The organism is Streptomyces asiaticus, from assembly GCF_018138715.1.
In the GTDB taxonomy this organism is placed as follows: domain Bacteria; phylum Actinomycetota; class Actinomycetes; order Streptomycetales; family Streptomycetaceae; genus Streptomyces; species Streptomyces asiaticus.
Genome location: NZ_JAGSHX010000006.1, coordinates 9,230,470 through 9,252,843 on the forward strand (window position 1 = coordinate 9,230,470; position 22,374 = coordinate 9,252,843).

Annotated in this window: 12 protein-coding genes; 7 read left to right on the top strand and 5 right to left on the bottom strand. The window is 73.3% G+C overall.

Translation table 11 applies throughout. The features are described from left to right. Window positions 1-32: 32 nt before the first annotated feature. Window positions 33-884: an ATP-binding cassette domain-containing protein gene (locus KHP12_RS53700; RefSeq protein ID WP_372455332.1), complete on the top strand. Its 852-nt coding sequence runs from the start codon at window positions 33-35 to the stop codon at window positions 882-884. 143 nt (window positions 885-1,027) lie between these two features. On the opposite strand, the gene KHP12_RS46560 is transcribed toward KHP12_RS53700, so the two are convergent. Further along, entirely contained in the window at window positions 1,028-3,034 is a 2,007-nt protein-coding gene (locus KHP12_RS46560; protein WP_086880419.1) for an erythromycin esterase family protein, read from the bottom strand. Window positions 3,035-3,520: 486 nt separating this feature from the next. Between KHP12_RS46560 and KHP12_RS46565 the strand changes: the two genes are divergently transcribed. From KHP12_RS46565 to KHP12_RS46590, 6 genes are read left to right on the top strand one after another with little or no spacing between them, the layout of a single operon-like run. Continuing rightward, window positions 3,521-10,771: a type I polyketide synthase gene (locus KHP12_RS46565; protein ID WP_210608942.1), complete on the top strand. Its 7,251-nt coding sequence runs from the start codon at window positions 3,521-3,523 to the stop codon at window positions 10,769-10,771. Beyond that, window positions 10,768-15,351, top strand: coding sequence for a type I polyketide synthase (locus KHP12_RS46570; protein WP_211834632.1), 4,584 nt, complete (start codon window positions 10,768-10,770; stop codon window positions 15,349-15,351). Before KHP12_RS46565 ends, KHP12_RS46570 begins: the two co-directional genes overlap by 4 nt. Beyond that, the gene (locus KHP12_RS46575) at window positions 15,348-15,722 is read left to right on the top strand and encodes an acyl carrier protein (RefSeq protein ID WP_372455281.1); all 375 of its coding nucleotides are present in this window, start codon (window positions 15,348-15,350) and stop codon (window positions 15,720-15,722) included. The genes KHP12_RS46570 and KHP12_RS46575 overlap by 4 nt, the downstream gene beginning before the upstream one ends. A gap of 3 nt (window positions 15,723-15,725) precedes the next feature. Further along, entirely contained in the window at window positions 15,726-16,562 is an 837-nt protein-coding gene (locus KHP12_RS46580) for an alpha/beta fold hydrolase (protein ID WP_086881871.1), read from the top strand. Beyond that, window positions 16,559-17,908 carry a glycosyltransferase gene (locus KHP12_RS46585; protein WP_086881872.1) on the top strand — a complete coding sequence of 450 codons (1,350 nt, stop codon included), beginning with the start codon at window positions 16,559-16,561 and terminating at the stop codon, window positions 17,906-17,908. The genes KHP12_RS46580 and KHP12_RS46585 overlap by 4 nt, the downstream gene beginning before the upstream one ends. Beyond that, entirely contained in the window at window positions 17,905-19,026 is a 1,122-nt protein-coding gene (locus KHP12_RS46590) for a class I SAM-dependent methyltransferase (RefSeq protein ID WP_086881873.1), read from the top strand. Before KHP12_RS46585 ends, KHP12_RS46590 begins: the two co-directional genes overlap by 4 nt. Window positions 19,027-19,047: 21 nt before the next feature. Here the strand turns inward: KHP12_RS46590 and KHP12_RS46595 are convergent, their stop codons facing one another. The 4 genes from KHP12_RS46595 to KHP12_RS46610 form a co-directional block, all read right to left on the bottom strand. After that, window positions 19,048-19,245 carry a hypothetical protein gene (locus KHP12_RS46595; RefSeq protein ID WP_086881874.1) on the bottom strand — a complete coding sequence of 66 codons (198 nt, stop codon included), beginning with the start codon at window positions 19,243-19,245 and terminating at the stop codon, window positions 19,048-19,050. Further along, window positions 19,245-20,333, bottom strand: coding sequence for a hypothetical protein (locus tag KHP12_RS46600; protein ID WP_086881875.1), 1,089 nt, complete (start codon window positions 20,331-20,333; stop codon window positions 19,245-19,247). Before KHP12_RS46600 ends, KHP12_RS46595 begins: the two co-directional genes overlap by 1 nt. A gap of 6 nt (window positions 20,334-20,339) precedes the next feature. Continuing rightward, window positions 20,340-21,380: a hypothetical protein gene (locus KHP12_RS46605; RefSeq protein WP_086881876.1), complete on the bottom strand. Its 1,041-nt coding sequence runs from the start codon at window positions 21,378-21,380 to the stop codon at window positions 20,340-20,342. Between the two features lie 85 nt (window positions 21,381-21,465). Then, a complete protein-coding gene (locus tag KHP12_RS46610; protein WP_086881877.1) occupies window positions 21,466-22,374 on the bottom strand; it encodes a phage distal tail protein in 909 nt (302 codons plus the stop codon).

Here is a 22,374-nt window from a genome sequence, read left to right on the forward strand (position 1 = left end):
AACTGGCACGCCGTCAGCGGAACAGCAAGAAGATGGACATCGAGCGGCGGGCCCCGAGAATCGTCGCCGGTGCCCGCAAGCGGGCCGCGCAGGAGTCGGCCGGCAAGCTCCGCGATCTGCACGAAGACCGTCTTCACGAAGCGCGCGAGCGGCGTGAGGAGGCCGCGGACGCGGTCCGCGACGACGCCGAGATCCGGGTGAGCCTGCCGCACACCGCCGTACCCGCGGGCCGCACCGTACTGACCCTGAGCGAACTGCGCCCCCAGTACGGCGCGTTGCGCGATGCCACCCTGCATGTGCACGGGCCCGAACGCATCGCGCTGGTCGGGCGCAACGGAGCCGGTAAGACGACACTGCTGCGCACCCTCACCGGCGAACTCGCCCCGCTGTCCGGGGAGGCCAGGACGCACGTACCGCTGCGGTTCCTCCCCCAGCGGCTGGATGTGCTGGACGACGAGCTGAGCGTGGCGGCGAACGTGGCGAGCCGGGCGCCCGGTGTCACCGACAACCACATCCGCGCCCAGCTCGCGCGCTTCCTCTTCAAGGGGGCGCGTGCGGAACAGCCGGCGGGCACCCTCTCGGGTGGCGAACGTTTCCGGGCCGCCCTCGCGGCCACCATGCTCGCCGCACCGGCCCCGCAGCTGCTGATACTCGACGAGCCGACCAACAATCTCGACCTGGCCAGTGTGCGGCAGCTGACGAGCGCGCTGGACTCCTACGAGGGCGCGCTCGTGGTCTCGAGCCACGACCTGCCGTTCCTGGAATCGATCGGCATCACCCGGTGGCTGCTGGTCGGCGAGGAGTTGCGGGAGACCGGTGCCGACGAGGTCCGGGATCTGCTCGAGGTGTCGTCCACGGCCGAGGGAGTGGCTGAGAGGAACTGAGACGAGCTGAGACCGGCCGGCCGTCCGCGGCATCACAGGCGAATGTCACACGGCGAATGTCACACGGCGAACGTCACACGGCGGACGTCAGACCGGGAATGTCACACGGCGGACGTCAGACCGGGAATGTCACACGGCGGACGTCATACGGTGAACGGGTAGGTCTCGGGAGCCTCGCCCCGCTCCCAGCCGGCGGTGCGCTCCAGCGGTTCGATGGCGCGTGTCTCATCGATGTGGATGACCGCGTCGAACTGGTCCGCCACCCGTGCGAGGAAGTAGTGGCTCTGCCGCTCGGTGTCCGGACGGTAGATCACTCCGATCGCGCGCTCCAGCAGCGCCGACGTCAGCCGCTCCCGGGCGAGTGGAGCGTGGCCGAAGTCGAGCAGGAACTCCTTCTCCCCGGCCTCGTGGAAGAGCTCCTCGACGCTCTCCGCGAGGGCGGGGCGCACCCGCTTCCGTACCGCGGGCGATCCCCAGTCGTCCGCCGCCGTCACGGTGCCCGTGTAGGTGGTGAAACCGAGCAGACGACAGTCGTCGGGGTGGCCTTCGCGCACCAGCTGGCCGACGTTGAGCTCGCCGCGCATGGCGGACTCGGTGGCGCGGGCGTCGCCCAGATGGGAGTTGTGCTCCCAGACCACGATCTTCGCCGGTTCCCCACGTTGCTTGCCCAGGTGCTCGGCGAGCGCGTCGAGGGTGTCCACCATGTGCCGGTCCCGCAGATTCCACGAGGAGACCCGTCCGCTGAACATCGAGCGGTAGTACGCGGCGGCGTTCCGCACGACGATCGCGTTCCGCTGGGCATGGAACAGGTCGTCCTCGGCCAGTAGTCCGTCCCGCCGCGCGTACTCCAGCGCATGGCGCTGCATGTCCCGCAGCTGCTCCACGATCTCGTCCTCGCAGGTCGGGCCCGCGCCGAACGCCGCCTGGAATCCGTAGACCTGACCGTCGTCCCCGTCCTGGCGCTCCAGACACGCATAGCGTTCGCGGGCGCGCGCCGCGGCGGTCGGGTCGACCCGCTCCAGATAGCCGATCACCTCATCGATCGACCGGTACATGCTGTAGACGTCCAGCCCGTAGAACCCGGCCTTCGCCCCGTCGCTGAGCGGGTCGTTGTGGTCACGCAGCCATCCGACGAACTCGAGCACGGCCGTGTTGCGCCACATCCACGCCGGGAAACGCTCGAAGCCCCGCAGGGACTCCTCGGCGGTGGCGTCGTCACCGCGCCCGCGGAGGTAGCGGTTCACACGGTAGGCATCGGGCCAGTCCGCCTCCGCGGCCACGGCGCAGAAGCCCTTCTCCTCGATGAGCCGCCGGGTCATCCGCGCCCGCGCGGCGTAGAACTCGTGGGTGCCATGCGACGCCTCGCCGATGAGCACGAAGTGCGCGTCCCCCACCAGGTTCAGCAGCGCGTCGCCCTGAGGTACGCCGTCCTCGACGGCGAGGGCCTCGCCCCGGATGAGGACCGCGTCCGTCGCGGCCTCCGCGGCGGGCGGGACCGGCGGGACCCGCGAGGCCGCGCGCAGCAGGTCGCGGACCTCCTCGTCGGTGGTCTGGGCGAAGTCCCAGTAGGAGGCGCCGACCGCGTAGAACGGGGTGGGGGTGGTCGCGCAGATCACCTCGTCGACCATTGTCGACAGCTCCTGGCAGGTGGACTCGGGCGCGGCGGGCACCGCCACCACGATCCTGCCGGGCCGCATGCGCCGCAGCGCCTGGATGGCGGCGCGGACGCTCGCGCCCGTGGCGAGGCCGTCGTCGACCAGGATGACCGTCCTGTCCTCGATGTCCGGCATGGGGCGGTCGCCGCGGTACATCCGCTGCCGACGCAGCAGTTCCCGGCCTTCCCGCTCCGCCACCTGCCGGACCGCTTCCGGCGAGATGTTCAGTCCGCGGATGACGTCCTCGTTGAGCACCACCACCCCGCCACTGGCGATCGCCCCCATCGCCACTTCGTCCCGGCCCGGGACACCCAGCTTGCGCACGAGCAGGACGTCGAGTTCGGCGTCCAGTGCGGTGGCCACCTCGTACGCCACCGGAACGCCGCCACGGGGCAACGCGAGCACCAGCGCATCGGGGCGGCCTCGGTAGTGTTCCAGGCGGCCGGCCAGGACCCGGCCGGCGTCCCGTCGATCGCGGAACAGACGCTCGGACATTCCCCAGTCCTCCTCCTTCGACCAGGCGCGTACGGTGCACGGACCCGTCGAACGATGCCGCCCTCCTTCCAGGGTGCACCTTGGGGGACCCATAGCGGGAGGCGGGGCGGCCCGTCCGGGCCGCCCCGCCTCTTCTGCCTGTACACGAAATTCGCGACAGCGAAATCAGGATCTGGTATCCGCGCACGTTAAGGCGCATTCAAGGTTGGCTCATGCGCCCCGGCCTACCTTTGGAAACGATCTCGTTCACCCGAGATACATGAACGTGTAACAGGGGGAGAGAAGGTGGCGGCGCGGCCGATGTGCTCGCGCCTGGCGCGATTCAGTCCGTCGCGGCGAGGGCGTGCACGACTGCTTGTTGACTCTTCAGTAATAACGTGGCTAATTTCAGTCGGCGCCGTTTCGCGGGATTGCCATGCCATACGTTCGACATGCCTTGCCCGAATTATCTCCATTTCCTGCCGCGCTAGCGATTTTGGAGAAAACATGTCAGCCGCCGTGGACACAGGCGATCTTGTCATCGGCATCACCCCGTTCGGGGAACCGGACGCCAGACTCGCCGCGGCGGTCAGCCGCGCGGGCGGACTCGGCATCCTCGACCTGGGAACAACGGGCCGTGAAGCCCTCCAGGCACGGGAGGACATCGGCGAGTGGGTGGCCGACGGCCGGTACGGCGTGCGGGTCGCGGCGGGCTGCCGCCTCACCCCCGCGGACCTCCTGGACGCCCCGCCCACCGGCGGCTCACATGGCGGTGCGCCCGGTCCGCATACGGTGGTGCTCGGCGTGGACTCGCCCTGGCCGGTGGAGGCCGTTGCCGACCACTGCCGGGTGCTTGCCGAGGTCACCGACCTGGGCGAGGCCATCGGGGCCATCCGCGCCGGTGCGCATGGGCTGATCGCCCGGGGGAGCGAGAGCGGCGGCCGGATCGGTCCGCTGGGCACCTTCGTCCTGCTCCAACGGCTCCTCGCCGACCCCCGGGTGTCCTTACCGGTGTGGGCCTGCGGCGGCATCGGCCCGCGCACCGCCGCCGCGTCCGTGCTCGGCGGCGCGGCCGGGGTCGTCCTCGACACCCAGCTGGCCCTGCTCGCCGAATCCGGGCTCCCGGAGGACCGCGCCGCCGCCATCCGCTCCATGGACGGCTCCGAGACCACTGTCCTCGACGGACACCGCGTGCTAAGGCGCCGGGGGCGCGCCCCGCACGGCGGATCCGACCTGACGGTGGGTCAGGACGGCTTTCTGGCCGCGCGGTTCGCCGAGCGGTGGCGGAATGTCGGCCGTACCGTCCGGGGCGTCACCGACGCCGTCCGGGAGGCCGCACACGAGGCCGTACGGAACGGCTCCGCCGTCGTCTCGGCGCTGCGCCCCGGCGCCCCGCTGAGCACCCGCCTCGGCACCCGGCTGCCCCTCGCACAGGGCCCGATGACCCGGGTCAGCGACCGGGGCGCGTTCGCCTCCGCCGTCGCCGCCGGGGGAGCGCTGCCGTTCATCGCGCTCGCCCTGGCCGGACGCGAGCAGGCGCGCACCATGCTGGAGGAGGCCGCGGCCGCGCTGGACGGACGCCCCTGGGGCGTCGGTGTGCTCGGCTTCGCACCCGAGGAGATCAGGAACGCCCAGCTCGAGGCCGTACGGGAGATCCGCCCCAGCCACGCGATCATCGCCGGCGGACGGCCGTCCCAGGCCAAGGCGCTGGAGCGGGACGGCATCGCCACCTTTCTGCATGTGCCCTCGCCGGGGCTGTTGCGCCAGTTCCTCCGGGCCGGGGCGCGGCGGTTCGTCTTCGAGGGCTCGGAATGTGGCGGCCATGTGGGGCCGCGCAACAGCTTCCCGCTGTGGGAGGCGCAGATCGCCGTCATCGAGGACTTCCTCGACGAGGCCGCACACGACCCGCGTCACACGGCGGGCGCCGACGGCGCCGACGCGACCGATGGCACCGATGGCGCGGGTGTGGAGATCTTCTTCGCCGGGGGAGTGCACGACGAACGCTCCGCCGCGATGGTGGCCGCGCTGGCCGCCCCGCTCACCCGGCGCGGCGTCGCCGTCGGATCGCTGATGGGCACCGCGTATCTGTTCACCGAGGAGGCGGTGGCACACGGCGCGGTACAGCCGCTCTTCCAGCGCCAGGTGGTGGCCGCCGAGCACACCGTGCTGCTGGAGACCGCCCCCGGCCACGCCACACGCTGCGTGCCCAGCCCCTTCACCGAGAGCTTCGACACCGTGAGGCAGCGGCTGCGGAACGAGGGCCTGTCGGACCGGGAGGTCTGGGAGCGGCTGGAGCGGCTGAACGTGGGACGGCTGAGGATCGCCAGCAAGGGCGTGGACCGTGGGACCGACGGCGCGTTGGCCCCGGTGGACGAGGAAGGCCAGCTCGGCGGTGGGATGTTCATGGCCGGGCAGGTGGCCGTGATGCGCTCGGCCACCACCACGATCGCGGCACTGCACCATGCGGTGGGACCCGGGGCCGCCGACTTCCTCACCGCACGCGCGGAGGAGGTGTGCGAGCGCCTGGGCATGGCCACGGCCCCGGCGGCGGCCGAGCCGCCCGCGCCGCTGGACGTGGCCGTCGTCGGTATGGCGTGCATGTTTCCGCAGGCACCCGACCTCGCCTCGTTCTGGGCCAATGTGGTGGGTGGTGTGGACGCCGTCACCGAGGTGCCCGCCGAGCGCTGGGACCCCGCCATTCACTACACGGGCGACAAGGACGGCGCCTCCGCCTCCCAATGGGGCGGCTTTCTGCCACCCATCCCCTTCGACCCGCTGCGCTACGGCATCCCCCCGGCCTCGCTCGGCAGCATCGAACCCGTACAGCTGCTGGCCCTGGAGGCCGCCCGCCGGGCCCTGGACGACGCCGGGTACGGCGACCCGTGTGATGGCGGCCGGACCTTCCACCGCTCCCGCACCTCCGTGGTGTTCGGCGCCGAGGCGGGCAGCGATCTGTCCAACGCCCAGACGCTGCGCGCCGTCCTGCCGTCCTACCTCCACGAGGTGCCGCAGGCCCTGGCGGACCAGCTGCCCCGGCTCACCGAGGACTCCTTCCCCGGCATGCTCGCCAACGTCATCTCCGGGCGGATCGCCAACCGGCTCGACCTCGGCGGCGCCAACTACACCGTGGACGCGGCCTGCGCGTCATCGCTGGCCGCCGTGGACGTGGCCTGCAAGGAGCTGACCGCCGGCACCAGCGACCTCGTGCTGTGCGGCGGCGCCGATCTGCACAACGGCATCAACGACTATGTGCTCTTCTCCTCGGTGCACGCCCTCTCCCCGACGGGCCGCTCCCGGACCTTCGACAGCTCGGCCGACGGGATCGCGCTCGGCGAGGGCGTCGCCTGCGTCGTCCTCAAACGGCTGGCCGACGCCGAACGGGACGGCGACCGCGTCTACGCCGTGATCAAGGGCGTCGGCTCCTCCAGCGACGGCCGCTCGCTCGGGCTCACCGCCCCGCGCCCCGAGGGACAGCGGGCCGCACTGGAGCGCGCCTACGCCAATGCCCGCGTCTCGCCCGCCGACGTCGGCCTGATCGAGGCGCACGGCACCGGTACGGTCGTCGGCGACCGCACCGAACTCACCGTCCTGGGCGAGGTGTTCACCGAGGCAGGGGCCGCGCCCGGGGCGTGTGCGCTGGGCTCGGTGAAGTCCCAGATCGGCCACACCAAATGCGCGGCGGGCCTCGCCGGGCTGGTGAAGGCCGCGATGGCGCTGCACACGGGCATCACACCGCCGACCCTGCATCTGACCCGGCCCAACGAGGCATGGGACGCGGACCGCAGCGCCTTCGCCTTCCACACCCGGGCCCGGCCCTGGGCCGCCGCGCCCGCCGAACGGGTGGCCGGGGTCAGCGCGTTCGGCTTCGGCGGGACCAACTTCCATGTGGTGCTCACGGCCCACGGCCGCGGAGCGCCACCCGCACAGGGGCTGGACGACTGGCCCGCCGAGCTGTTCCTCTTCCGCGGGGCCGACCGGGCGGCGGCGCTGCGAGTGCTCCAGGAGACACTCGACCAGCTCATGGCCAATGACGCGGCGGGTCGGCCGTGGCGGCTGCGCGACCTCGCGCTGGCCGCCTCCCGGCGGGCCGACGCGGGACGGGAACCCGTCCGGGTGGCCGTCGTGGCCTCGGACCTGGACGACTTGGCCGCACGATTACGTCAGGTGCTCGCGGGCGGTCCGCCGGGCCGGGGGCCGCGCGGAGCGGACGGGCTGTACATGGCCCCGGACATGCCCGAGATGACAGAAGAGGCCGGGGCCGGCGGGGAGACCGGGGGCGAGCCGGGGCGCGGCAAGGTCGCGTTTCTCTTCCCCGGGCAGGGCAGCCAGCGGCCCGGGATGTTCGCCGACGCCTTCGTCACCTTCCCCGAGCTCCAGCGCCATCTGCGCCACGGACGCGGCTACGCCGACGCGCTGTATCCCCCCGCCGCCTTCGACAAGGCCGGGGAGGCGGCACAGCGCACCGCGCTCACCGACACCAGGGTGGCCCAGCCCGCACTGGGCATCGTCGGGCTCGCCGCGTACACCCTGCTCACCTCGGCCGGGGTACGGCCCGACATGGCGGCCGGACACAGCTACGGCGAGCTGATCGCTCTGTGCGCCGCGGGTGCGCTCGACCCGCGTACGCTGCCACAGCTGAGCGCCGAGCGGGCGGCCGCCATCCTCGGCGCCGCCGAGGCCGACGCGGAGGAGCCCGGCACGATGGCCGCCGTGACCGCGGCCCCGGACGAGGTCGAGCCGGTGCTGCGCGCGGCCGGGCTCGACGGGCGTGTGGTGGCCGCCAACCACAACGCGCCACGGCAGACCGTGATCTCCGGTCCCCAGCGGGACATCGAGGAGGCGGTACGGCTGCTGCGGGAGGCCGGGCACTCGGCCAAACGGATCCCGGTGGCCTGCGCCTTTCACAGCCCGCTGGTGGCCGGGGCCGGTACACGGTTCGCCGAGGCGCTGACCCGCCATCCGGTGCGCGAGGCGGAGTTCCCCGTCTGGGCGAACCGCACCGCCGCGCCGCACCGCGCGGAGCCGGACGCCATCCGCGCCGAACTCGCTGCCCAGATCGGCGCGCCCGTCCGCTTCGTGGCGCAGATCGAGGCCATGTACGAGGCGGGCGCACGGATCTTCGTGGAGGCGGGTCCGGGGACGGTGCTCACCCGATTGGTGGGCGAGATCCTCGACGGCCGCCCGCACCTGGCCCTCGCTTGTGAGGGACGGCGGTCCGGCGCCGCCGGGCCGCGAGGTTTCCTCGACGGCCTCGCCCGGCTGGCCGTCGCCGGCGTGCCGGTGCGTACGGCCTGGCTGTTCCACGGCCGGGACGCGGTGGTGGCGGGATCCGCCCCGCCACCGAAGCGGCCCGGCTGGACGGTCGACGGACACCTCGTCCGCACCGCGAACGGTGAGCTCCTGCCCGGTGCGCTGGCACCGGCCCGACGTGTCATGGAGGCCACGGTGAGCCATACGGATCGGACGGGTGGCGGCGAGTACGGCGACAGAGACGCCCTGATCTCGGAGTTCCTGAGGACCAGCCGGGAGATGATCGCCGCCCAGCGCGATGTGCTCCTCACCTACTTCGGTGGCGCCCCGGGCGAACGGCGCGCGGCGCCGCCGTCCCCGGTCGCCCCGGCCACGTCCCTGCCCGCCGAGCTCGCCCCGGTGGCCGCCGCTCCGGAGGCCCCGGCCGCGTCCGCGGTCGCCGACGTGGCTCCTGCCCCGCCCGCACCCCCGTCCGCACCCGCCACCGGGTCCGATGTGCTCCGCGCCGTCTCCGAAATCATCAGCGAACGCACCGGCTATCCGGTCGACATGATCGAACCGGATCTCGATCTCGAGGCCGATCTCAGCATTGACTCCATCAAACGCGCCGAGATCGCGGGCGAGTTGGCGCGGCGACTCGGTGTCGCGGGCGCGGACACCGCCACCCTGGGTGATGAGGAGTTGGAGGAGCTGGCCAAGGCCCGTACCACCGCCGCCGTCACCGACTGGCTCACCGCCCGTCTCGCACCCGCGACCGCCGTGACCCCCGTGACCCCCGCGACCCCCGCGACCGCCGCGACCGCCGTGACCCCCGCGACCGCCGTGACCCCCGCGACCACCGCACCGGCCGATGAACCGGAGCCGGTGGCCAAGCGGGTGGCGGAGCCCGTGCGCGCGCCCGTGGCAGTGACCGGCGTGGCGCCCAAGCGGATGCGGCTGGTACCTGTGCCCCTCGACGCACCGGACGAGGGTGCCCCCGCGCCGCCCGCCCTGACCGGTCGGCGCTTCGTCCTGCTCGGCGGGGACGGCGATGGGGTGGCCGAGGCGGTGGCCGCCCGCCTCGGCGAGCGCGGTGCCGAGGCCATCGTCCTCCCCGCCGGTCATCAGCTCACCGAGGGTGACGGCCGGGTGGATGGTGTGCTGCTGCTCGATCCGCTGGCCGCCTCCGGCGCGCCGGTGTTGCCGGAGGCGTTCACGGTCGTTCAGTCGGCGCTGCGGCGCGCCCCGCGGTGGCTGCTGGCGCTCAGCCGCACCGACCCGCTCGCCGCGCGTACGGCAGGGCTGCGCGGGGTGTTCCGTACGGTGGCCAGGGAGTACCCGGACACGGTCATCCGGCTGGTGGAGTTCCCCGCCGAGGCGACCGGACTCGCCGATGCTGCCGGACTCGCCGCTACGGCCGGGCCCGCCGACGTGGCCAGATCTGCGGAGGTGGCCGGGTCTGCCAACGTGGCGGGGTCCACCGACGTGGCCGGATCCGCCCACGCCGTCGCCGACGGGCTGCTCGACGAACTGCTCGCCCCGGACCGTACACCCGTCGTTCTGCGCACCGCGGAAGGGCGGCGCCACCGGCTGGACCTCGTGGTGGCCCCGCTGGGCGCGCTCGCCGGTTCGGGCGCCGGGCCCGCCGGGGACGGCGCGGCGGAGGCCGCCGCGCTCGGTCTGGACCGGGACGCGGTGGTGGTCCTGGTCGGTGGGGCGCGGGGCATCACCGCGCGGTTCGCCGCCACCCTCGCGTCCGCCGCCCGCTGCCGGATCGAACTGCTCGGCCGTACGCCGGAGCCCGCCGGCCCCGAGGACCCGGCCACCGCCGGGGCACGCGACGAGACGGCCCTGCGCGCGGCGCTCGCGGCCCGGGGCGGGCTGGGGCCCGCCGAGATCCAGCGGGAGGCCGCCCGGATCCTGGCGCGGCGCGAAGTGGCCGCCACCGCCGAGGAGTTGACCGCGCTCGGTGCCCGGGTCCGCTACCGCTCGGTGGATGTCCGCGACGCCGAAGCGGTGCTCCAGGCGGTGAAGCAGATCCACGCCGACCACGGACGGCTGGACGGTGTGGTCTACGGAGCCGGTGTGATCGAGGACCGGCTGATCGCGGAGAAGTCCGCCGAGTCCTTCCAGCGGGTGTACGGCACCAAGGTGGAGGGCGCCCGGACGCTGCTGGACGCGCTGGCCGAGCTGCCCGAACCCCCGGCGTTCGCCGTGTTGTTCGGCAGCATCGCGGCCGTCCTCGGAAACCGCGGCCAAGTGGACTACGCGGCGGCCAACGACGCGCTGGAGACCCTGGGCGCACGCTGGCGGGATCGCACCGGCCGCCGGGCGCTGACCGTGCACTGGGGCCCCTGGGCACCCTCCGGAGCCCACGGCGGGATGGTGACACCGGAGCTCGGCCGTGAATACGCCCGGCGCGGCGTTTCGCTCATCGACCCCGAGGAGGGCACGCTGGCGCTGCTGCGCGAACTGGCCTGGGGCGAGGAGTCCACGGGGTCCGTCGTCTACACCGCCTCGGGCTGGTGAGCGTGACGGACGAGCAGCCGCGCCGGCAGCCGCCGGTGGCCATCGTCGGAATGTCCGTGCTGCTGCCCGGCTCGCCCGACCTGGACTCGTACTGGCGCAATCTGGTCGGCGGCGTGGATGCGATCAGCGACGTCCCGGCCGGGCGGTGGGACCCCGGTTTCTACGCCCCGGAAGGCGGTGGCGACACGCCGGCGGCGCCCGACCGGGTGTACTGCCGACGGGGCGGATTCGTCGACGAGTTCGCCCGGGTCGAGGCCGCCCGGTTCGGGATCATGCCGAATTCGGTGTCCGGCACCGAACCCGACCAGCTGATCGCCCTGGGCGTCGCGGCGGCGGCCATCGCCGACGCGGGCGGTGCGGACCGGCTGCCGGAACGCCAGCGGGTGGGCGTGGTGCTGGGCCGGGGTGGCTATCTCACCCCCGGGCTGGTCCGGCTCGATCAGCGGGTGCGCACCGCCCACCAGCTCGTACGGACCCTCGGTGAGCTGCTGCCCGACCTCGGGTCCGGCCAACTCGACCGCGTACGGGAGGCGTTCACCGAGCGGCTCGGCCCGGACCGGCCCGAGGCGGCCATCGGTCTGGTGCCCAACCTCGCCGCCTCGCGCATCGCCAACCGGCTCGACCTGCGCGGCCCCGCGTACACCGTGGACGCCGCCTGCGCCTCCTCGCTCGTCGCCGTCGACCAGGCGGTGGGGGAGCTGGCCTCGGGGCGGTGCGATGTGATGCTCGCGGGCGGGGTGCACCACTGCCACGACATCACCCTGTGGAGCGTCTTCTCCCAGCTGCGCGCGCTGTCGCCGAGCCAGCGGATCCGGCCCTTCCACCGCGCGGCCGACGGTCTGCTGATCGGCGAGGGCACCGGTGTGGTCGTCCTCAAACGGCTCGCCGACGCCCTGCGCGACGGCGACCGCGTCTACGCGGTGATCCAGGGCACCGGCGTGGCCTCCGACGGCCGTGCCACCGGTCTGGTCAACCCCGATCCGGGCGGTCAGACCCGTGCCGTACGGCAGGCGTGGCGCGCCGCGGGCCTCGATCCGCGCGAGCCGGGTGCCATCGGGCTGCTGGAGGCGCACGGCACCGCGACGCCTGCCGGGGACGCGGCCGAACTCGCCACGCTGGCCGAGGTGTTCGGCCCCGGCCACACATCGGGTGAGACGGCCGTCATCGGCTCGGTGAAGTCGATGATCGGCCACACCATGCCCGCCGCGGGTGTCGCGGGTCTGGTGAAGGCCGCCCTCGCGGTCCACCACGGCCGGTTGCTGCCCACCCTGCACTGCGACGACCCCCATCCGGCGCTGGCGGCCACCCGCTTCTCGGTACTCGACTCGGTCGCGCCCTGGGACGCTCCCGTACGGCGCGCCGCCGTCAACGCCTTCGGCTTCGGCGGGATCAACGCCCATGTGGTGCTGGAGCAGCCACCGCGGGTGCCGGATACGCGGCGCGCCACGACCCTCGTCATCGAACCGGAGCGCGTGCTGGCGCTGGCGGCGGACACCCCGGAGCGGCTGGCCGAACTGCTGGCGGCGGACGACACGACCGTACGGACGACGCTGACGGGGCGGGACGCCCGTACCCGCCTGGGCATCGTCGACCCCACCGCGAAACGGCTGGCGCTCGCCCGGCGGATGGTGGCCAGGGGCCGTCCGTGGCGGGGCCGCAACGACATCTGGTTCACCCCCGCGCCACTGCTCGGCGCGGGCCCGGCGCCGAGGGGGAAGCTCGCCTTCGTCTTCCCCGGTCTCGAAGCCGAGTTCGTCCCCCGCGTGGACGGTGTCGCGGAGTACTTCGGGCTCTCCCGGCCCGCCGGGGACCGCTTCGGCGAGGCGGCGCGCGTGGGCGACATCGGCCGCCATGGCGTCGGCGTGTTCGGCGTCGGGCGGCTGCTGGACGCGGCGCTGCGGCGGATGGGGGTCGTACCGGACGCGGTGGCCGGACACAGCGTGGGGGAGTGGACCGCGCTGGTCGTGGGCGGCCTCTACGCGGGCGAGGAGGTCGACGCCTTCCTCGACTCCTTCGACCCGGACGCGCTGCGGGTGCCCGGTCTGGCCTTCGCCGTCCTGGGTGCGGGTGCGCGGCGGGTGTCCGACGCGCTCACCGGGCGGGCGGACGGCCGGATCGTGCTCTCGCACGACAACGCTCCCGGCCAGTCGATGGTGTGCGGACCGCGTGGTGATGTCGAGGAGTTCGTCCGGGCCATGCGGGCCGAGGGCGTGATCGCGCAGGTCCTGCCCTTCCAGTCCGGCTTCCACACCCCGATGCTGGCGCCCTACCTCGACCCCATCCGAGCCGTGACGGAACGCTTCGAGCTGCTGCCGCCCAGGACCCCCGTCTGGTCCGGGACGACGGCCGCACCGTATCCGGCGACCGAGGCGGAGGTGCGCGCGCTGTTCATCCGGCATCTGCTGGAGCCGGTGCGCTTCCGGTTGCTGACGGAGGCCCTGTACGAGGCGGGGTTCCGCGCGTTCGTCCAGGTGGGCACGGGGCAGTTGGGGTCGCTCATCGGTGACACGTTGCATGGCCGTGATCACTTGGTGGTGGCCGCCAACTCGCCCCACCGGGACGGGGTGTCCCAACTTCGGCGCGTGGCCACGGCGCTGTGGGCGGAGGGCGCGGAGGTGGATCCCGCGCTGTCTCGTGAAGCCGCGGGCGCGAGACCGGCGCTTCCCGCGGTGCGGCTGGACCTGAGCGGTTCGCTGGTCTCGCTCAGCGAAGCGAGGTTGAGCGAGCTGCGCGGTGAGCTATCGTCAGCGGTGTCCTGGGGAGCGGGGCCGCACCGTGGTACGTGGCCGCCGTCGCCGGGTGCGGGTCGGGTGGTGCCCACCCGTTCCGCCCAGGGGGCACCTCCCGGCGGTAGCCGGGGGAGGAACGACTGCCCACCACCTGGCTGGGCGGTCGAACTCGACGCCCTGCTCAGTGAGACCGCGGCCACCGCGACGGCGGTCATCGCGGCAAGCCGCCCCCCGACCCCCCGCACCCACGATCTGCGGGTCTCCACCGAGACCATGCCCTACCTCCGTGACCACTGCTTCTTCCCCCAACGCCCGGGCTGGCCCGATGAGTCGGACCGCTGGCCCGTGGTCCCGGCCACCACGATCGTCCAGCACCTCATGGACACGGCGGAGCGCACGGCGGGCACCAACCCCGTGGCCATCGCCGTACACGGCGCCCGCTTCGACCAGTGGGTGACGGCTGCGCCACCCACCGCCGTCCAGGTCACCGCGACCCCCGCCTCGGGGGCGGCCCACTACACCGTCACCTTCGGCCGCAGCGCCCGCGCCACCGTGGAAGTGGCCGCCCGTCACCCCGACACCCGTCCCACGCGCTGGGCCGTCGACCCAGCCACCGAGCGCACACCCGACCACACCGCACCACTCATCTACGCCGAGCGCTGGATGTTCCACGGCCCGGGCTTCCAAGGGCTCAGCGAACTCACCGCGATCGGCGCATCGCACATACGCGGCACGATCACCACACCCCCCGCGCCCGGGGCCCTGCTGGACAACGTCGGACAGCTCCTCGGCTACTGGATCATGGCGACCCGCACCGAACGGACCGTGGTCTTCCCGGTCGGCATGCGTCTGATGCGCTTCTTCGGCCCGCATCCGGCCCCCGGTACTCCGGTGGAGTGCCTGATCAGGATCACCTCGCTGACCGATACCGCGCTCGAGGCCGACGCACAGCTGCTGATCGGCGGCCAGGTGTGGGCGGAGCTGTCCGGCTGGCAGGACCGCCGGTTCGACAACCACCCCGAGACCCGGCCCGTGGAGCGCTTCCCGCAGCGCAACACGCTGTCCCGGCCCCAGCCGGGCGGCTGGGTGCTGCTCCATGAGCGCTGGCCCGACCTGGCCTCCCGCGACCTGATCATGCGTAACCACCTGGGCGGCGACGAGCGCACCGCCTATGAACACCAGCCGCCACGCGGCCGCAGACAGTGGCTGCTGGGCAGGATCGCGGCCAAGGACGCGGTGCGCCGATGGCTCTGGGATCACGGCGAAGGCCCGGTCTTCCCCGCCGAGATCGGGATCCGCGAGGACGCCCAGGGGCGCCCGTACGCCATCGGCGTGCACGGCCGGTCCCTGCCCGAACTGGCGCTCTCGCTGGCACACCGGGCCGAGACCGGGGTCGCCCTCGTGGTGCCGCGCCACGCGAACGGCGCCGCGGGTCCCGGTATCGCCCTCGAAGAGGTCACCGACCACGATGACGTGGCCGTCGCCCCCGCCCGGCCGGAGCGGGAACTCCTCGCGGCCGTGACGGCCCGGACCGGTGGATCACCCGCCCGCTGGGCCGCCGCCTTCCGGGCCGCGAAGGAGGCGGTCGCCACGGCGGAGGGGACGGGGCCCCGCGACCGGCCACGGGACCTGACCATCGCCGAGGTACGGCCGGGAACGGGCCACCCCGACGCGCCACCCGCCCGGCTCATCGTCGAGGTGGCGGCCACCACCCCCGGACAGCCCCCGCGCCGCTACGAAGTCCACACCATCACCGTCGCCAACCCGCCCGGACTGCCGGACCGGGACTACGCCGTGGCCTGGACGACCGGCCCGGACCATCAGGAACAGGACGAGGAGAGCGATCAGTGACCACCGCCAATCAGACCGCCGCGTCACCCGCCGTCGACGCACCGGCCGAGGCACCGGCCGAGGCACCGGTCAGCGCGCCGGCCGACGCACCGGCCGTGCTCGCGGAGATATCCGGGATGCTCCGGACGATGCTCGACGAATACGGCCTCGACGATATCGAGATCACCATGGAGACCCGCTTCACCGAGGACCTGGAGCTGGAGAGCATCGACCTGGTGACACTGGCCGGCAGCCTGGAGGCCCGGTACGGCAGACAGGTCAACTTCGCCGAGTTCGTGGCCGATCTCGAGCTCGACGAAATCATCGACCTCACCGTGGGCCGGCTCGTCGAGTATGTCGTCCGGTGCCTCAGGGCCGCCCGGGAGCGCTGACCCATGGCGATGATCGACACCGACCACGCCACCGACCACGGCGGCCCGGATACCGGGACGGACGGCGTACGACTGCATGTCCAGCGGCTGTCCCCGCCCGACGGCCGTCCGCCCACCGCCACCGCCGTGCTCATCCACGGTCTGCTCACCGACTCCCTCGCCAGCTGGTACTTCACGGTGGCCCCGGACCTCGCGGCCGCCGGTCTTGAGGTGGTGATGTACGACCAGCGGGGACACGGCCGCAGCGAGCGGCCCGGCTCCGGCTACCGGCTGGACACCTTCGTCACCGATCTGGAGCGGCTGCTCGACCGGCTGGACATCACCGGTCCGGTCCACCTCGTGGGCAACTGCTTCGGCGGAACGGTGGCGTTCGCCTACGCCATGCGCCATCCGGAGCGGGTGGCCGGTATCGCGGTGATCGAGGCGAAGCCCGCCACCGAGAGCTGGCTGACCGAGATCAGCGGGATCCTCCGGCGCGTCGAGGAAGAACTGGTCGTCCATGAGGCCGCGTCGCTGGCCTGGGTGAGTGCCCACCGGGGCGCCCACACCGCACGGCTGGCCAAGTCGGCCGCCCGCCTGGTCCGTACGACCACCATCGCCGAGGACGTACCGTCGAGCCGGGTGGTGAGCGAGGAGCAGGTCCGCGCGGTGCGCTGCCCGGTACTGGCCGTCTACGGCGCCGATTCCGAACTCGCCGGGCAGGAGCGGTGGTTGGAGTCGGTGCTGCCCGGCACCCGGACCGTCGTCCTGCCGGGGCAGGGCCACTCGGTCCTCGCCGAGGCACCCACGCGCATTCGCGAACTGCTGCTGTCCTGGATCCACGAGGCCGATGCCCGATGAGCGAACCGAGCAGAGATCCGGAGGTCTCACGCCGCACACCCCGCCGCTTTCTCTTCGTCGTGCCGCCGCTCGTCGGCCACGTCAACCCCACCCTCGGCATCGCGGCCGAACTGACCGCACGCGGACACCAGGTGGCCTGGGCCGGGATGCCCGAGGTCGTCGAGCGGCTGACCGGGCCGGGGACGACGGTCCACCGCTGCGCCGGTCCTGTGCTGGGCGAGGGCGGGGCCGGCCGGCCACCGGACGTACGCGGCCCCGCGGCGCTGAAGTTCCTGTGGGAGCGGTTCCTGGTGCCGCTCGCCGAGGCCATGGCCCCGGGCGTGACCAGGGCCATTGCGGAGTTCCGCCCCGACGTGGTGATCGCCGACCAGCAGACCGTGGCAGGCGCGCTGGTGGCCGAACGGCTGGGGGTGTGCTGGGCCACATCCGCCACCACCTCGGCGGAGTTCACGGGCGCGCTGGACGGGATGCCCAAGATCGACGCCTGGCTGGACGGGCTGCTGCACGAGGTGCGGGGCCGGATCGGCGACCCGGAGGGCACCGCCGATCCCCGGTTCTCGCCGGATCTCGTCCTGGCCTTCACCACCGAGGAGCTGGCCGGACGACCGGCCCGGGCGGGCGACCGCATCCACTACGTGGGCCCGTCGATCGCCGAGCGACCGGCCGGGACGGACTTCCCCTGGGAGTGGCTGGACCCCACGCGCCCCGCCGTCCTCATCACGCTCGGCACCGCGAACACCGACGCCGGGGCGCGCTTCCTCACCGAGTGCCTGGAGGCCGTACGGGCGCGGGCCGGTCGCCTCCAGTCGGTCATCGTCGACCCCGACGACGTACTCGCCCCCGACACGCCGCATGACAACGACATCCTGGTGCGCCGCTACGTCCCCCAACTTCCCCTGCTGCGACGGGTGAACGCGGTCGTCTGCCACGCGGGCCACAACACCGTCTGCGAAACCCTCTGGCACGGCGTACCGCTCGTCGTGGCGCCCATCCGGGACGACCAGCCGGTGGTGGCCGCCCAGGTGGTGGACGCGGGCGCGGGCATCCGGGTGCGCTTCGGCAGGGCGCGGGCGGCGGCCATCGGCGAGGCGCTCGACGCGGTGCTGGACGAACCGCGCTACCGCGCCGCGGCCGAGCGCGTGGGCGCGTCCTTCCGCGCGGCGGGCGGTGTCACCGCGGCCGCCACCCATCTGGAGCGGCTGGCCACCGCGAGCGCCCTCCACACCATCGCGAGCGGCGCCCTCCACGCCACCGCGAGCGCCGCTCCCCAAGCCACAGCGGTCGCCCCCCATGCCACCGCGAGCGCCGCCACCCACCCCACCGCGAACCCGGAAGGGGAACGATGAGCCGCGAGAGTGCCCCACCCCGCACACCGGAGAAGCCGTCCCGCGCCGAGACCGTCGCCGCGCTGCGCCCCCGCTACCAGGCCGATCTGGCGCGGGGCACCGAGCGGTTCTTCGAACCCCGCCGCACGGACTGCCCGTGGTGCGGCTCCGCCCGGCTGGTGCGCCGACTGCGCGCCAAGGACCGGTACCAGAGCAAACCCGGCCGCTTCCGGCTCGACAAATGCCGGGACTGCCGCCATGTCTTCCAGAACCCACGGCTGAACGACGACGGCCTGGAGTTCTACTACCGCGACTTCTACGACGGGATGGGGGAGATCGAACTCGGCAACGTCTTCTCCGGACGGGACAAGGTGTACCGGCGGCGCGCGATGTTCCAGGAGCCCTCCGCCGAGCCCCCGAAGACCTGGCTCGACGTCGGCACCGGACACGGCCACTTCCCCGAGGTGGCCCGTACCGTCTTCCCCGGCACCCGCTTCGACGGACTCGACTTCACCGCCGGTGTCGAACTGGCCGAGCGTACCGGCCGCATCGACCGGGCCATCCGGGGCAGCTTCCCCGAGTTGGCCGAGGAGCGGCTGGCCGGGAGCTACGACGTGGTGAGCATGTTCCACTACCTGGAGCACAGCACGGACCCCCGCGCCGAACTCCGCGCCGCCCGCCGCGCCCTGCGGCCCGGCGGCCATCTGCTGATCGAGGTGCCCGACCCGGAGTGCTGGTTCGGCCGTCTCTTCGGCCGGTTCTGGCTCCCCTGGCTCCAGCCCCAGCACCTGCACTTCCTTCCGGTGGCCAACCTCCGCGAGGAGCTGACCGCGCTGGGCTTCACCGTGACCGACGAACAGCACCGCGGGCCGTCGGACACCGTCGATCTGCTCGGCGCCGTCTGGCTGGCGCTCAACGCGATCGCCCCGCCCGATGACGCCCCCTCCCTCGCCAAGCCGCCCGGTCGGCCCCGCTGGCTGCTGCGCTGCGCGATCCTGCTGGCGGGCGTGCCCGCCCTCGTGGCCGCGACCGCCCTCGACCGTCTGCTGCTCAAGCCACTGGCGGGGTTCGGCAAGATGTCCAACGCCTATCGGGTGGTGGCCCGGTGTGATGCCTCCGCCCGTTCCGGCCCCCGCTGAAGTGGCCCCGGGTCCCGGACGTCAGGAGCCCGTCGCCGTGCCGCCGGGCGGTGGCGGCTCCTCCCCGGAGGTTCCCTGGGCCTGCGGCGGTGGCGGCTCGGTGGCCGCCAGGGCCGCGGGCGCTCCGCCCGGCTTGCTGTTGACGTAGGTGGTGAGCCGGTGCACCTGACGTTCCAGGGCCCTGATCCGGTCCACGATGTCCTCGGGCAGGTTCGCCATCAGTCTGCCTCCTCCAGATACAGATCGGCGGTCTCCGGACGTCCCCGCTCCGGGGCGGTGACCTTGATGCCGACGACGCGGTAGCGGGCGTCCAGCCCCTCGGAGAACCACACGTCCTTGATGCGCAGCCGCACGGTCGTGCCGAGCAGCGCGGGCGTGGTGCCCGAGCCGAGGCGGATCCGCACCGAGGGGATGACCACCGTGCCGCGCAGAGCGGCGAGTTCGGACCGGGCGAACGCGTCGAGCGTCGCCTTGTCGGTGACATTGCTGTGGTCGGACGAGGTGTCCAGGCGGGGGAACCCGGCCGCGAGGAGATCCTCGGCCACCTGTTCCCCGGACATCACCGGGCCGCCCGCCCCGCCCTCCGGGGTGCCGCCCCTGGCCCGCGCGGTCGTCCCGCCGCGCGTGGCGTCGCGGGGGAAGGAGTACGACAGCACATCTCCCGGCAGATCCAGCATCACCGGCTGGCTGCCCACCCGGATCGTCGGAGAGCCCAGCTGGAGCAGCTTCACCCGCCGCCCGGTCACCGGATCCCGGTACACCGCGATGCGGTGCTCGAAACCCGGTTCCATCGCCGCGAGTTGCCCGATCGCCTCCTCCACCAGGGTCTCGTCACCGTCGCTGTAGGCCACCGTACGGGCCGCGGTGGGGGCCGTCGGCGCGTACTCCACACCGATGTGGCCGCCCTCGGACCCCTGCATGTAGTCCCACAGCCGGCGGACGATCTCCAGATGGTCGAGCGCGGTGAAGCTCAGATTGGCGCGGATGTAGCGACGGCCCGCGTAGGAGTCGAACGTGGCCGCCTGAAGCCCGACCGTGGTGAGGCCCCGGTCGTCCGTGGCCGGGGTCAGGGTCCAGACGATGCCACCCCAGCAGACCTCGTCGCCCCGCTCCAGATAGACGGCGGTGCGCCCCTCCACCAGCTCCCGCACCCGCCGGGCCATCCGGGCGTCGGGCACCGGAAGGGTCGCGGTCAGGGATCCCGGCTTGCCGAGGTAGTCGTCGTACTCCACCTCTCGCAGGGGCAGCACATCGATGGCCTGGTCGGTGCGCAGATCGGTGAAGACGGCGCGGTAACGGGCGTCCACGGCGCCTCACGCCACCGGGTCCACGCGGACGAAGCGGTTGTCGAAGTGCACACGCGTCCCCGCGATCGAGGAACGGTAGGCGGCGGTCGCCGTGTAGACGGCGCCCGGGGTGAGGCCCCCCACCGGGAAACAGGTGGAGATCGAGGCCCGCCCGGCACCGTCGAGGATCGCCGCGCGGTCGTCGGACGGGGCGAGCACCTCGGTACCGCTCTGCGTCCTGAGCCGGAACGACGTGTATGCGGTGGCGCCCCCGTCGGCGGCCGTGAAGGCGCCGAAGGTGATGGACACCCACCGGGACGCCGGGGCGGTGAAGGTGGCGGTGAGCGTGGCGACGGTGTCGGTGAGCATCTCCTGATAGGTGGCTGAGGTGGTGGCTCCCCAGTCCGCCGTGTGCCGCAGTACGGCGTCCGGGATGTACTTCGCCCACTGGGCGCCGTCCCAGCGCTCCAGCCGGCCGCCCGCGTCGCGGTACTGCCCGGCATACGCCCCGTTGTGCGGCGCGCCGCCCGCGGCGGGGACGATGCCGCCGAGCGCCGCGGTGTAGCGGCGGCGGTCGGTGATGGCGGAGGCCCAGGTGATGCCCTTGGCCGCGGACGCCCCGGCGGGGACGGCGATCTCGTAGAGAAGCTCCGCGTTCTTGGGCACGGCCGGGGCGGTGGGGGAGCCGGCCGGGGTGCCCTGGAGGAGTTCCAGGGTGGCCTCGTACTTGCCGGAGCCGTCGTAGTCGGTGTCGTAGACCCGCACCACGAGCGCGTCCACCCGGGGCAGGCTGGAGTGCCCGTCGGCGACGGTCAGCAGGGTGTCGGAGTCGACGGTGACCGGATAGCCGCCCTGCGAGCCGGTGGAGGTTCCCGGGATCCACACCTGGCCCGGGGAGAGCTTGGCCTGCATACCGGTGGCGGTGGTGCCGGTGAGCTGGAGCCCGCCGAACACGCATCCGGCCCGGGTCAGCAGCGGTCCGGCGGACGCCACGCCGAGGCTGACGGCCAGCCGGGTGTCCTCACGGGTCTGGCCGGTGGGCAGATGCCAGGCGGAACGGACGGTCATAAGACGGCTCCCACGGTCATCGGAGAACTCCTTGTGGTCGTACGGGGGTTGAGGATCGGAACGGATGATGGGGCGGCACGGCGCGTCACCACTCGGCGCGGCGCCAGGTGATCGTGGCGGTGGCTCCCTCCCCTCCCGACGCCGCGCGGAAGGACAGCTGCGAGGTCCCGGACGGCAGGGTGAACGACTCCTCCGGGGCGCTGCCCGGTGTGGCGGTGTGGCGGCGCGACGCGGTGCCGTTGAACATCACGGTCCCCTCGGCGGTGTCGACGACCAGTTCGTCGTCCGGAGCGAGGGTGATCGCGTACTCCAGCCAGTCGCCGCTGGTCCGGTTGGCCAGCCGCGGCCGGGTGCACGGCCCGGTGAAGGTGATCACCGGATGGGCGGGTGCGCTGCCGTCGTTCTCCACCGCGAGATCGCCGGTGGAACCGGGCGCGCCCCAGGCCAGCGGCCAGCTGAGCGGCCAGGTCAGCCCCGCCTCCGGCTGGGGGAGCCCGGCGGTGTCCCGCCGCCCCACCGCCTCGTAGCGGCGTGGATCGCTCGCCTTCCACTGAAGCGTCATCTTGGCGAGGCGGCTCGCGGCGAACTGCCGGTCGGTGGGGACCACGCGCTGGGTGATCCGGGCCCGTACGGCCAGCGTCTCGCCGTGCAGGCGTACGGCCAGCCACTCCTCCTCGTCGCGTACGGCGGTGGCGGCACGCAGCGTGCGCAGCGCGTCCCGCACGGCCTCCGGCCCGGCGTCCGGGTCCGGGGCGAACCACACCTGCGCGGTGACCGTACGGGCCTGTGCCCACTGTGAGCCGGGCCAGCCGCCGTGCCCGACGGGGCGGTCCGCGTCGGAGGTGTCCAGCGCGGGCAACTCCTCCCAGCCGGTGAGCCCTTCGGCGGCGATCCAGTAGTCGGTGCCGGGGCCCATCAGCAGCCCCGCCCACTGCACCTGCCCATCGGTGGTGATGAGCGGCCCCGGCTCGGTGGTGGTGGTCTCGTCCGCCAT

What these genes read in the sequence shown, in the direction of transcription:
- KHP12_RS53700 (WP_372455332.1), top strand. Translation starts at nt 33, where the DNA reads ATGGACATCGAGCGGCGGGCCCCGAGAATCGTCGCCGGTGCCCGCAAG.
- KHP12_RS46560 (WP_086880419.1), bottom strand. Translation starts at nt 3,034, where the DNA reads ATGTCCGAGCGTCTGTTCCGCGATCGACGGGACGCCGGCCGGGTCCTG.
- KHP12_RS46565 (WP_210608942.1), top strand. Translation starts at nt 3,521, where the DNA reads ATGTCAGCCGCCGTGGACACAGGCGATCTTGTCATCGGCATCACCCCG.
- KHP12_RS46580 (WP_086881871.1), top strand. Translation starts at nt 15,726, where the DNA reads ATGGCGATGATCGACACCGACCACGCCACCGACCACGGCGGCCCGGAT.
- KHP12_RS46585 (WP_086881872.1), top strand. Translation starts at nt 16,559, where the DNA reads ATGAGCGAACCGAGCAGAGATCCGGAGGTCTCACGCCGCACACCCCGC.
- KHP12_RS46590 (WP_086881873.1), top strand. Translation starts at nt 17,905, where the DNA reads ATGAGCCGCGAGAGTGCCCCACCCCGCACACCGGAGAAGCCGTCCCGC.
- KHP12_RS46595 (WP_086881874.1), bottom strand. Translation starts at nt 19,245, where the DNA reads ATGGCGAACCTGCCCGAGGACATCGTGGACCGGATCAGGGCCCTGGAA.
- KHP12_RS46605 (WP_086881876.1), bottom strand. Translation starts at nt 21,380, where the DNA reads ATGACCGTCCGTTCCGCCTGGCATCTGCCCACCGGCCAGACCCGTGAG.
- KHP12_RS46610 (WP_086881877.1), bottom strand. Translation starts at nt 22,374, where the DNA reads ATGGCGGACGAGACCACCACCACCGAGCCGGGGCCGCTCATCACCACC.